This is a genomic window from Flavobacterium frigidum, from assembly GCF_048286795.2.
In genome coordinates, this window is the sequence record NZ_JBLVPT020000002.1 from 35,675 (window position 1) to 47,908 (window position 12,234).

The window sequence follows — 12,234 nt, forward strand, 5'->3', positions numbered from 1 at the left end:
GTGAACTACCTTCTTTTATCTTTAATCTTAGCTTTTTTACCAGTAAGTTCTCTAAAGTAGAAAATTCTAGCTCTACGAACTGCACCTTTTTTGTTGATTTCAATTTTCTGTAAAGCTGGCAAGTTTACTGGAAAGATACGCTCTACTCCAATTGCACCAGACATTTTACGGATTGTAAAAGTTTCTGTGTTAGCAGAACCTCTTCTTTGGATTACAACTCCTTTGAAAAACTGAGTTCTCGTTTTTTCACCTTCTCTAATTTCGTAGTAAACAGTGATTGTGTCTCCAGCTGCAAAAACTGGGAATTCTTTTCTTGTTACGAATTCGTCTTGAACGAATTTCATTAAATCTGCCATGATATATTTTAATTATGGTTTGTATTAAATCAACATTCACGGATCTCGCCAGAGGTTAACTCAATGTGGGCGCAAAAGTATGTAATTATTTTGAATTATAAATTATAAATTATGAATTATTTGATGGCTTATACTGAGTCATTTAAAATTTAAAATTCAACATTTATAATAACTTTACTCCTCCAGTAAATCAGGTCTTCTATTCTTAGTGTGCTCGTATGCCATATCCTCGCGCCATTTATCTATTTTGGCAAAATTTCCACTCGTTAAAACTTCAGGAACTTTCCAACCGTTATAATCTGCTGGACGGGTGTATATGGGACCCGATAATAATCCATCTTGAAAACTGTCTGTTAACGCAGAAGTTTCGTCACTCAAAACGCCAGGAATCAATCGGATTAAAGCATCTGATAAAACCAATGCACCCAGTTCTCCACCACTTAAAACATAGTCTCCAATAGAGATTTCTTTGGTAATAAAATGATCGCGTACCCGTTGATCTACACCTTTGTAATGTCCGCAAAGGATAATGATATTTTCATACATCGACATCGTATTTGCCATTTTCTGGTTCAAAGTTTCCCCGTCAGGCGACATGTAAATAATTTCATCATAGGATCTTTCACTTTTCAGATGGGTAATGCAAGCGTCAATAGGTTGTACGGTCATGACCATGCCAGCCCCGCCCCCATACGGATAATCGTCTACGCTTTTCTGTCTGTTGGTCGTATAATCACGCAGGTTATGAAAATGAACCTCCACCAATCCTTTGTCGATAGCACGTTTCATAATTGAAGCTTCAAAGGGGCTTCGCAATAATTCTGGGAGAACGGTAACAATATCGATGCGCATAATTTCTTTTATAAGTTTCAATCCCAAGGATTCGGGAGCAAAGGTACAAAGTTGATTCCGTTTTTAAATAAGTTAATCTTGGATAAAAACTTTTTTTGGATTTGTAGTGTCGAATTATGTTTCAGAAGCATTACTAATTTTAGATACTTTTTTATACCACACTTTTTTCGACTACTTTTATCCCTCAAAAATAAATCACATTACTATGCAAATTTTTTCGAAAATAATCGTTGCTAGTTCGCTGTTTTTAGTAGCTGGTATGCAAACTCAAACAGGATATGCACAAAATAAATCGGTTAAGATGACAAATCCGCTTCTACAAAAAAGTACGCTGCAATATCAGGCGCCCAATTTCAACTTGATTAAAGACGAACATTTTAAGCCTGCTTTTGAATATGGTTTAAAAGTGCACGATCAAGAAATAGACAAGATTGCCAATAATCCTTCTAAACCTACTTTCCAAAATACAGTTTTGGCATTAGAGACAAGCGGAGTGGATTTTAATAGAGCTGTAGGTATTTTTTACAATTTAACTGGGTCGAATACCAATCCAACCTTGCAAGCTATTGACGAAGAGTATGCGCCAATTTTTTCAGGACACAACGATAAAATTTACTTGAATAGTAAACTTTACAATCGTTTTAAAGCAATTAATTTATCAACTTTGAAAGGAGAAGATAAGAAATTGACACAGTATTACTTACAGCAGTTTGAGTTGGCTGGAGCCAATTTATCTGCAATGGATAAAGTAAAAATGAAGAAAATTAATGAAGAGTTGGCAACTTTAAGCACGCTTTTTGGAAATAAACTTTTAATTGCTCGAAAAAATGGAGCTGTTTTTTTTGATAATGCAAATGATTTAGCTGGTTTGAATGCTGCCGAACTTGCTGCTGCTAAAGCAAAAGCTACAGAGGCAGGTCAAGATGGAAAATATGTAATAGGATTGCAAAACACTACTCAGCAGCCCGTATTAAAAAGCCTTACAAATAGGGCTAGCAGAGAAAAAATATTTAAAGCATCCTGGTACCGCGCAGAAAAAAATGACGATGGAGATACTCGAGACGTAATTGAGCGAATGGCAAAATTGCGTTTGCAAAAAGCAAATTTGATGGGTAAAAAGAGTTTTGCAGAATGGAAGTTGCAAGATCAAATGGCTCAATCACCAGCACCTGCAATGGATTTGTTGGCGAAAATTGCTACACCAGCGGTGGCAAAAGCTAAAGTAGAAGCTAAAGAAATTCAAGACCTTGTCGATTCTCAAAATGGAGGGTTTAAATTAGAACCTTGGGATTGGGATTTTTATTCAGAACAAGTTCGCAAAGCCAAGTATGATTTAGATGAGACTCAAATAAAACCGTATTTCGAAATTTCCACTGTATTGGAAAAAGGCGTATTTTTTGCTGCAAAGCAAATGTATGGACTAACATTTAAAGAGAGAAATGATTTACCGGTTTATCATCCTGATGTAAAAGCGTATGAAGTATATGACAATGATGGAAAATCAATTGCAATTTATTATTTGGATTTTTACACGCGAGACAACAAAAATGGAGGCGCTTGGATGAGTAATTTTGTCAGTCAGTCGCACTACTTAAAACAAAAACCAGTGATCGTAAATGTGTATAATTTTGCAAAACCAACTTCGGGAAACCCGTCTTTGATCAGTTTTGATGATGTAACGACACTTTTTCATGAGTTTGGTCATACGTTACACGGATTATTTGCAAACCAACAATACGTTACGCTTTCAGGTACAGCCGTGCCTAGAGATTATGTGGAGTTTCCTTCGCAAATCAACGAGCACGCGGCTTTAGATCCTACAGTATTAAAAAATTATGCCATACATTATCAAACCAAACAGGCCATCCCACAAGAATTGATTGATAAAATTAAAAAAGCAGACACTTTTAATAAAGGATATGTTGTAACAGAATTATTGGCTGCAGCAACACTTGATATGGCTTGGCATAGTGTTACTAAGGAATCTGATTTCAAACCTGTTTTAGAGTTTGAAAAAGAAGCACTTACTAAATACGGATTATTAGTAAATGAAGTTCTAACACGATACCACACGCCTTATTTTGCTCACATTTGGGGCGGAGGATATTCTGCTGGATATTATGCGTATACTTGGTCTAAAACTTTAGATTATAACGCATTTGATTGGATGCAAGCCAATGGTGGTATGACAAGAGCCAATTGTGAACGTTTTAAAAAATACATTTTATCAGTGGGTAACAGTGTGGATTTGAACAAAGCTTTCCAAGATTTCATTGGGCATGACATGCAGATTGAACCGTACTTGAGAAACGCTGGCTTGCTAGAAAAATAATAAAGTTTGATTCTATTTAAAAAAAAATGACATTCGAAAGAATGTCATTTTTTTTAATACTGATTCTATTCTAGATTTTTTATGAACACCTGTCCGTTCGAGCGAAGCCGAAAACCATTATTTGTTCTCGACCTTAACCTGCTCTAGAAAAATAATCACTTTTTACATCAATTTACTGAAGAAAATAGCATTCCACAATAGCTTTTCAGTTCCCAACCAAAATGCTCTAAAATTGGTGTTGTCTGTAAATACAATTATGTTTCCATCACCTTTTTTAATGGATTGAAAAGGTACTGTTTCTTTTAAAAGTGCGAGTTTTTCTTTAGAAATATAACCACTAATCAGTGGTGTTTTCGTGTATTGAATAGGGTTGTTGTAACTATTTTTGTTGGGTTCAATCATGATTGAAGTGTTTCTAAAAATAGGCAATGTATTGCGAGGCATTCCAAAATTGATAGGATGCGATAAGTCCAATTTAGTTTCAAATATGGCTCCTGCAATTTCTTGCGCTCCTTTATAGTCATCTGTTTGCTCGAATGTAATTTCCTTAGCTTCCAGCTTAAAATCTTTAAGAGTCAATGCGGTTAACTCATTTTTATTCAGCCATTTAATTGCATCTTGATAAGCAATTAAAGTCCCGCCGTTTTGCACCCATTGTCCGATTTTAGTTGCTGTTTTATCTGAAATTTTAGAATAAGAACCATTTACTAAAATTAAAGTAGTGTACTTACTTAAGGTAACACCCTCAAGTTGTTCCATATCAATTTTGGTCAATGGTATCGCGGCTTTTTGGTCAAACATGTGCCAAATTTCTCCAGCATCAGCGGGATCGACACCTTGCCCCACAATCATGGCGACTTTAGGTTGTGTTAAAGTAACAAAATTTGGATTTCCTAAATTGACACCGTCCGTAAAACCAGTTTCAACGGCTGTAATTTCGATAGCATAATCGGGAATAATTTGATTCAAATAATTAAAAATTTCCTCGCTACTTAATTCTTGATTTTGAACTGGAATAAATAAAGAACCATATGAAAATGTTTTTCCATTGTGCGTAAATGGTTTTTTTGTAGTTCTTACACGCAAGCCCTTATCTAGTAATTGGTATAATAATTTTGGAGCTTTATAATCTGTCCACTCCATCAAATAGCCGATGTAACTTTTCTTGGAAACAAAACCTTTTTTCAGATTTGGTTCGTAATCATTACCTGCATTGTCTAGTGTATTTACGCTTTCAAAGTTGAGGTTGAAAGCTAGATCAAAACTCCATGCCGAAATATCATAAAACAAACTGTCTTTAAATTGTAGTTGGCGGTCAAATATCGCATTTATCAATTTGGTATTTTGTTGTGCAACAGGTATAAAATAACTTAAATTTTTTGAAAATTTCTTATTGTTTATGATGACATCCTCTTTTAATTCTTGCATTTTTATTTTATGCTGACTTAGAATTTTAGCTAATTCATGTACTCTTGAAGCGTCTTTTTCGTCACCAAAAACATAGCCTTTCACTTTGCTTTTATTACTTTCTGTCTTAGCATTTTTATAAAAATCTCTCTGGTAAGCCAGCAGTTCTTCACGCATTTCAGTTGTTGCTTGCAAGGTTGATAAACTGGTTGTAAATTGATTTCGGATGGTAAATGGAAACGTCAAAATACCATTTGCACTTTCCTGGGCATGTCCTCTAGAGCTGGCTTGTTCAAATAAAATTCCAATAGTTCCATTGATGTCAGGGTAAGAGGATCCTTTGCCGTAATAAAAATCGTCATAGTTTTCTTCAACAAAATAGGAACTACCTATTTTATCCAGTGCTTTAGCGTGGAATCCTGCAATTTTACGCGTTAGCACTTGATTTAGTTCTGGAGTTAGCGGATTCGTTCGAGTGGGTTCACCTGGCTGGAAAAAGTAGGTAGAATTTGTTCCCATTTCATGAAAGTCACACAGGACATTTGGCATCCACTTTCTAAAAGTTTTTATTCGAGCCTGACTTTCTGGAAGTTGTACCGGCAACCAATCTCTATTCATGTCAAACCAGTAATGATTAAAACGACCTCTTGGCCAGGCTTCATTGAACTCGCGATCGTTAGGGTCAGTTACTAAGTTGGCACTTTTATTACTGTTAACCCAAGTCGAAAAACGATGCAAGCCATCTGGATTAAAGGATGGGTCCAATAATATTATCGTTTTATCTAATGTTTTCATTAGTTCAGGACTATCATTTGCTGCAAGATAATAAGTCAAAGCGATTGCAGCACCTGTACCGCTAGACTCATTTCCGTGAATGGAATACCCTAAATAAACTACTATCGGTAAGTCTGATAAATCACTATTATTAGCATTAACATCAGTAATGGCGGCATGTCTTTTAAGAATTTCGTCAATGTTAGCCAAGTTTTTTGGACTAGAAATGGTCAATAATTGCAACGGGCGATTTTCAAAAGTATAACCAGTGGTTTCAATTTGAATCCTATCCGATGCTTTTGCAACTTCCATCATATAATTGACAACTTGCGTATGATCGGTATGCATTTCACCCAATTCAAAATTAAGGATACTTTTTGGTGTGGGGATTTTTGTATTGTAACTACCGTTTTGAGGTAAATAATAATCTAATGACATTTTTTGCCCAATACTCAAAAAAGGAATACATAGCAAAAGGGAATACAACAATTTCATGTGGTTTGGTATTAGTTTGAACTGTAAATATAAAAAGTATTGTATTGCCATTTTAGTATTTTGGTGTTAAAAATTGGATGCTATTTTATTAAATTGTTCTTTTTTTTGATATTTCTGTTGCTATAAATGGAAATTTGATTATTGTCTGCCTGGCTGTAAACTGTATACTTATTTAACTTTTCATTTGCAAATCAAAAGTTTGATGCAATAGGTTGAAATAAATTTAATTTGTAAATTTGCAATTCAATAAAAATTAAAAAACATGGAAAACGGAATATATGCTAAATTCAATACTGCAAAAGGTGCTATTTTAGTAAAACTTACACACGATTTGACGCCGGGAACGGTTGGGAATTTTGTAGGATTAGCAGAAGGGAATATAGAGAATAAAGTAAAACCTCAAGGAACAAAATTTTATAACGGTCTAAAATTTCACAGAGTAATTCCTGATTTTATGATTCAAGGTGGTTGTCCACAAGGAACAGGAACTGGTGATCCTGGATATAAATTTGATGATGAATTTCATCCAAGTTTAAAACACAATCGTCCGGGAGTTTTAGCAATGGCTAATTCAGGGCCTGGAACAAATGGCTCACAATTCTACATCACACATATTCCTACGGATTGGTTGGATAATAAGCATACTGTTTTTGGTCACGTAGTAGAAGGACAAGATATTGTTGATTCAGTAGAGCAAGGAGATATTTTAGAATCTATTGAAATTATTAGAGAAGGAGAAGAAGCTGCAAATTGGAATGCAATTGAAGCTTTTATCACTTTCAAAGGAGCGCGAAACAAACGTGATATTGCACTAAAAGCCGACGCCGAAGCAGCAATGGAAAAGTTAGCTGCTGGATTTGAAAAAACAGAAAGTGGTTTGCGTTACCAATTCATTCAAAGAGGTGAAGGTAAAAAGGCAGAAAGCGGAAAAACAGTGGCTGTTCACTATGAAGGTTCATTAGAAAACGGTAAAGTTTTTGATTCCTCTTACCCAAGAAAAAAACCTATCGAATTTAGATTAGGTCAAGGTCAAGTTATTGAAGGTTGGGATGAAGGAATTGCATTGCTACAAGTTGGTGATAAAGCACGTTTTGTGATTCCCTCTCACTTAGGATATGGATCTCGTGGTGCAGGAGGAGCAATTCCACCAAATGCCACTTTGATTTTTGACGTAGAATTGATGGAGGTTAAATAGTCTAGAACTAGTTGTAGAACCAATAAAATTTAAAAATCCCAAAACGAAAGTTTTGGGATTTTTTGTATAGAATAAATTGTGACTTATAAAGGTGTTAATTTCGAATTTATGAATGTAAGAATTCAAGCAAATCCTTGTTTAATTTATCTTTTTCAATGTAAAATAAACCGTGAGGAGCTCCTTCATAAACAATAAATTTATTATCCGGAATTAATTTAGCTGATATCTCAGAAGCGATTCCAATAGGAACCGTTTTATCTTCGTCTCCATGAATAATTAATGTAGGAACATTTACTGAAGCCATTTCACTTCGAAAATCGGTTGACGAAAATGATGTGGCACATTCTAATGTGGCACGTGGTGATGCAAAAGAGCACAGCATTCTGTAATAGTCTAATAAAGGAGTACTTATAGGTTTGCTGATAAAGCTCACGCCGAAAAACGTTTTTCCAAAATTATCCAAAAAACTGATACGGTCTTCTTTAATTAGCTTTGCCATACCATCATACTTTTCTTGCGGGACGCCTTGAGGATTGGAGTCTGTTTGCAATTGAAATGGCGTAACTGAAGCAATAAGAATCGCTTTAGAAACTCCTTTTCCGCCATGACGACTGAAATAGCGAACCACTTCCCCGCCACCCATTGAAAATCCAACAAGTGTAGCTTCCTTTAAATCCAATTGGTCAATAATAGCCTTCAAGTCGTCTGTTAAAGTGTCATAATCATAGCCATCCCAAGGTTGTGAAGATTTACCAAAACCACGACGATCATACGCAATGACTCTAAAATTATTTTGTACTAAAGTATCAATTTGGTACTCCCACATTTCATTAGATAGTGGCCATCCATGAATTAGAATTACAGGTTTTCCTTCGCCATAATCTTTAACATATAATTTGACATTTGGTGCTGTTTCAATGTACAGGTCCAATCCTGCGTTGTTTTCCTTTCTCGATTCGTTGCTGTTTTTCTGATTCATTTCCATAATAGTACTATTTTAAAGATGAATTTAATATTCCTCTTTTGTAAAATTAGCTGCATAAACTAAAAATAGTATTATAGAATTAGTTTAAATATTTGTATAATTTAGAGGTCTGTTATTCAATACTTTATTTAACAAAACTAATTATGGAAAACCTTACCTGGACTGAATTTGAAAAAGTAGAAATGCGAGTAGGAACGATACTTGAAGTTAATGATTTCCCGGAAGCTAGAAAACCCGCCTATCAATTGACAATCGATTTTGGCGTTGCAATTGGAATTCTAAAAACATCTGCGCAAATAACAAAACGGTATCAAAAAGAAGATTTACGCTATAGGCAAATTGTTGCTGTTGTAAATTTTCCAAAAAAACAAATCGGTAAATTTATGAGCGAATGCCTAGTCCTTGGCGCAGTAGGAGCTGAAGGGGATGTCATTTTATTGGCGCCGGATTTTAAAATCGAAAACGGATTGCGAATTGGATAAATTAGGGCACTAAAGAACTTTCTTTTTTTACTTCTAAAGTTTCATATTTATTGTGAATTGCTAAAATGATAACGCCAAATAAAACAGCAGTTACAATAAGGATTGTATTCATTAATCCTTCGGTTCCAAAAGAAAGTTTAATCAATATTGTAGAAATTATAAATCCGGAGTTACGAATTACTCTGTTGAATTTATCCGATAGAAAGAAGGAAAATAAAAGCAAAAGTACTTCTATCAATATTAAAATCGTAAAAAACTGTTCGAAAAAAATCTTGTTTATATCCTTAATATTATCAACTATTTCTTTCAATGAAAAGAAACTTTCGTAAATCCAGTGACCCAAACTGTATATCGATAATACCAGAAATATTGGGATGAGTACAATTGCAAAAATATTTTTAAGATTTATGAATTTAGTAACTTCGATGTGTTTTTGAGTTTTAGCTTGATTGATTTCATTTTGTCTGTTGAGCTTATAAAATAAAAAAATCAGGAAAAATAAAATGACCGTAGCCAAAATGTCAAGTGTGAAATTTACATTGGTCTTAATATCAAACCAATTGGAATTAATTTCTAATTTTGTTAGGTCTTTGAAAATTCTCCTAATAATTATCAGCGTGATGATTTCATATTGTTTTCCAATGTATATGGTGGTTGATTTTGGTAAATAGTACACTAGAAGATACACTTCATAAATCAAAATGAAGGAAAAAGGAGTGTAAATGGCAGATATTGGGTCGTTCAATAATTTAGAGTAATCATTGATTAGAATTATTTTGAGGTCAACTAATGTAATGATCAGTAAATGCAATACGAAACTTATTATAGCTAACGATATAAAAAATATTTCAGTTTTCTTTTTTGTTTTTTCAGATAAAAGTTTGTCGTAAACAGTGTCTGTTAATGATTTAGTTTCTGTCATATTTTTGATATTGAATCTAAAAATAATGAAAAAAGCCTAAAAGTCATTTGAATTTTAGGCTTTTAACTTTCGTTTAAGTCGATTGTTGTACGACTTTAAATATCGTCAAACTCTATATCTGTAAATGTTGAGGTTTGTGGGATCTCATCATCTTCAAATTTTTCAGTTGCATATTCTTTTTTGAAGTCTTTTTGGTGACGTTCCGAAATTACTTCTTCACCTTTGTGATTCAATACATAAGAGGTCATTTCCCCTAAAATCTCTGCAAAAGCTACAAAATCCTCTTTGTATAAATAAATTTTATGCTTTTTAAAATGAAAAGAGCCATCTTCTTCTGTGAATTTTTTACTTTCAGTAATGGTAATATAGTAATCATCTGCCTTGGTTGCTCTTACATCAAAGAAATAGGTTCTTCTTCCAGCTCTTAAAACTTTCGAAAAAATCTCTTCTTTTTCTAACATGTCATGTTCTCTCATAATCCTTTCATTCAATTTATGGTTGTTAACTAGTACTCAAAAATCTATAAAAAATATCTATTTTCCAACATTTAAAGCATTTCTTTTTCTGAAAGTTGTTTTAAGTATAAAGCAGCATAGTAGCCCTTTTCATTTATCAATTGATTATGAGAACCTTGTTGTATAATTTGACCATTTTCTATGATAATAATTCGATCAGCATTTTTAGCAGACGAGACACGATGACTTACAATTATAGTGGTTTTATCTTTACAAATTTCAAATAAGTTATTCAATATAGTTTCTTCGGTTTCAGTATCTACTGCTGATAAACAATCGTCAAAAAGTAAAATAGGAGGGTTTTTGATGATGGCTCTTGCAATAGAAACGCGTTGTTTTTGACCTCCAGAAAGTGTGATTCCTCTTTCTCCTAAAATCGTTTCATACTGTTTGTTGAAGCCCATAATATTATCATGAACAACGGCACTTTTCGCGGCTGCTTCCACTTCTTGAGTGGTTGCATTTTCTTTACCAAACATGATATTGTTTTTTATACTATCCGAAAACAAGAAGGCATCTTGTGGCACTATTCCAATGCTATTTCGTAAATCAAAAAGATTGACCGAGCTTATTTCGTTCCCATCAATGGTGATTTTTCCTTCGGTTACATCATACATTCTCGATATCAAAGATAAAATCGTTGATTTTCCGGAACCTGTTTTTCCTAAAATGGCTAGAGTCTCTCCTTTTTTTACGGTAAAAGAAATGTTTTGTAAGGCGGTAATATTCGTGTCTTCATAGGTATACCTAACATTTTCGAAAGAAATAGAGCCTTCAATGACTGATTTGTTTTGGTTTTGATTTTTTATCTCCGGTTCAATTTTAAGGAATTCATTTAGTCTTTTTTGAGAAGCTTCGGCCTCCTGAACCATAGACGAAACCCAACCTAAAGAGGCAACAGGCCACGTGAGCATATTAACGTACAAAATAAATTCAGCAATTGTTCCAATGCTTTTTATAGAGCCGTTAATGTACATTATACCACCAAAATAAATTACCACTAAGTTGCTAATCCCTATCAAGGCAAGCATTAAAGGTCCAAATAAAGATTGTATTTTAGCTAAATTTAAGCTTTTACTTTTGCTTTCATTGGCCAAAGTAACCATGTTGTTTTGATGTTGATTTTCTAGTGAATAGGCTTTTATTACTCGAATTCCAGAAAATATCTCTTGTGAAAAACTAGATACTTTAGATAAATATTGCTGAAAAATAGTACTCCTTACATTGATTTCTGTGCTTAATTTAAAAATGGCATAAGATAAAATAGGAAGCGGTAGCAGCGTATACAAAGTCAATATTGGCGAGACATTATACATGTATACGATTACGATTGCAAATCGAATGACAGTATTTATGGTATACATCACCGCAGGACCTACATACATTCTTACTTTTGAAACGTCTTCACTAATACGGTTCATCAAATCACCGGTGCGATTTTGTTTGTAGAAATTTTGAGATAAATTTTCATATTGACGAAATACTTCGTTTTTCAAATCAAATTCAATGTGGCGTGACATTACGATTAAAGTTTGTCGCATCAAAAAAGTTAGAAACCCTGCAATTATAGTGGTGGCAATAACCAACAAGATATTTGATAGTAATTCTTCGTGAATAACAGCTTTGGATACTGTTTTGTCTATGGCGAAAGCCTCAATAACTTTGAACGATTTGCTGATCAATTTTGGCGTGAAAAGCATAAATATTTGAGCGATAATTGTAAAAATAATTCCTAATAGAAAACTGTATTTATATTTGACGAAATATTTATTTAAATAACGTAATTCTTTCATTTTGTTAGAGATATGCTGTGTTGAACTATTTTTATTTTAAGATAAAACTTTAATTTTGATAATTTGAATACTAAATCTGTGAGTACGTATTTTATTGATTTAATGAATTTTATACAAATCATTAGT

The 12,234-nt window shown here is 33.7% G+C and carries 10 protein-coding genes; 3 read left to right on the top strand and 7 right to left on the bottom strand.

The genetic code is table 11. From position 1 onward, the window contains the following. Positions 1-5: 5 nt before the first annotated feature. Positions 6-356 carry a 50S ribosomal protein L19 gene (gene rplS / locus ACNQGB_RS03725; protein WP_073354306.1) on the bottom strand — a complete coding sequence of 117 codons (351 nt, stop codon included), beginning with the start codon at positions 354-356 and terminating at the stop codon, positions 6-8. A 174-nt stretch (positions 357-530) separates the two neighbouring features. Then, positions 531-1,208, bottom strand: a complete 678-nt coding sequence (trmD, locus tag ACNQGB_RS03730) for a tRNA (guanosine(37)-N1)-methyltransferase TrmD (protein WP_417944395.1) — start codon at positions 1,206-1,208, stop codon at positions 531-533. Positions 1,209-1,467: 259 nt separating this feature from the next. Here trmD and ACNQGB_RS03735 point away from each other — a divergent pair, with 259 nt between their 5' ends. Next, positions 1,468-3,540 carry a M3 family metallopeptidase gene (locus ACNQGB_RS03735; protein ID WP_417944396.1) on the top strand — a complete coding sequence of 691 codons (2,073 nt, stop codon included), beginning with the start codon at positions 1,468-1,470 and terminating at the stop codon, positions 3,538-3,540. Positions 3,541-3,702: 162 nt separating this feature from the next. On the opposite strand, the gene ACNQGB_RS03740 is transcribed toward ACNQGB_RS03735, so the two are convergent. Then, entirely contained in the window at positions 3,703-6,159 is a 2,457-nt protein-coding gene (locus tag ACNQGB_RS03740; RefSeq protein WP_417944360.1) for a M14 metallopeptidase family protein, read from the bottom strand. A 319-nt stretch (positions 6,160-6,478) separates the two neighbouring features. Here ACNQGB_RS03740 and ACNQGB_RS03745 point away from each other — a divergent pair, with 319 nt between their 5' ends. Then, positions 6,479-7,411 carry a peptidylprolyl isomerase gene (locus ACNQGB_RS03745; RefSeq protein WP_417944361.1) on the top strand — a complete coding sequence of 311 codons (933 nt, stop codon included), beginning with the start codon at positions 6,479-6,481 and terminating at the stop codon, positions 7,409-7,411. A gap of 106 nt (positions 7,412-7,517) precedes the next feature. Here ACNQGB_RS03745 and ACNQGB_RS03750 read toward each other — a convergent pair whose 3' ends face one another. After that, positions 7,518-8,396, bottom strand: coding sequence for an alpha/beta fold hydrolase (locus ACNQGB_RS03750; RefSeq protein ID WP_417944362.1), 879 nt, complete (start codon positions 8,394-8,396; stop codon positions 7,518-7,520). Positions 8,397-8,539: 143 nt separating this feature from the next. Here ACNQGB_RS03750 and ACNQGB_RS03755 point away from each other — a divergent pair, with 143 nt between their 5' ends. After that, entirely contained in the window at positions 8,540-8,878 is a 339-nt protein-coding gene (locus ACNQGB_RS03755; protein ID WP_417944363.1) for a tRNA-binding protein, read from the top strand. Between the two features lies 1 nt (position 8,879). On the opposite strand, the gene ACNQGB_RS03760 is transcribed toward ACNQGB_RS03755, so the two are convergent. From ACNQGB_RS03760 to ACNQGB_RS03770, 3 genes are all read right to left on the bottom strand, one after another. Continuing rightward, the gene (locus tag ACNQGB_RS03760) at positions 8,880-9,800 is read right to left on the bottom strand and encodes a hypothetical protein (RefSeq protein WP_417944365.1); all 921 of its coding nucleotides are present in this window, start codon (positions 9,798-9,800) and stop codon (positions 8,880-8,882) included. A gap of 95 nt (positions 9,801-9,895) precedes the next feature. After that, on the bottom strand, positions 9,896-10,276 hold the full coding sequence (locus ACNQGB_RS03765; protein WP_417944366.1) for a PUR family DNA/RNA-binding protein: 381 nt from the start codon (positions 10,274-10,276) through the stop codon (positions 9,896-9,898). Positions 10,277-10,347: 71 nt separating this feature from the next. Continuing rightward, on the bottom strand, positions 10,348-12,108 hold the full coding sequence (locus tag ACNQGB_RS03770) for an ABC transporter ATP-binding protein (RefSeq protein WP_417944367.1): 1,761 nt from the start codon (positions 12,106-12,108) through the stop codon (positions 10,348-10,350). Positions 12,109-12,234: the final 126 nt, after the last annotated feature.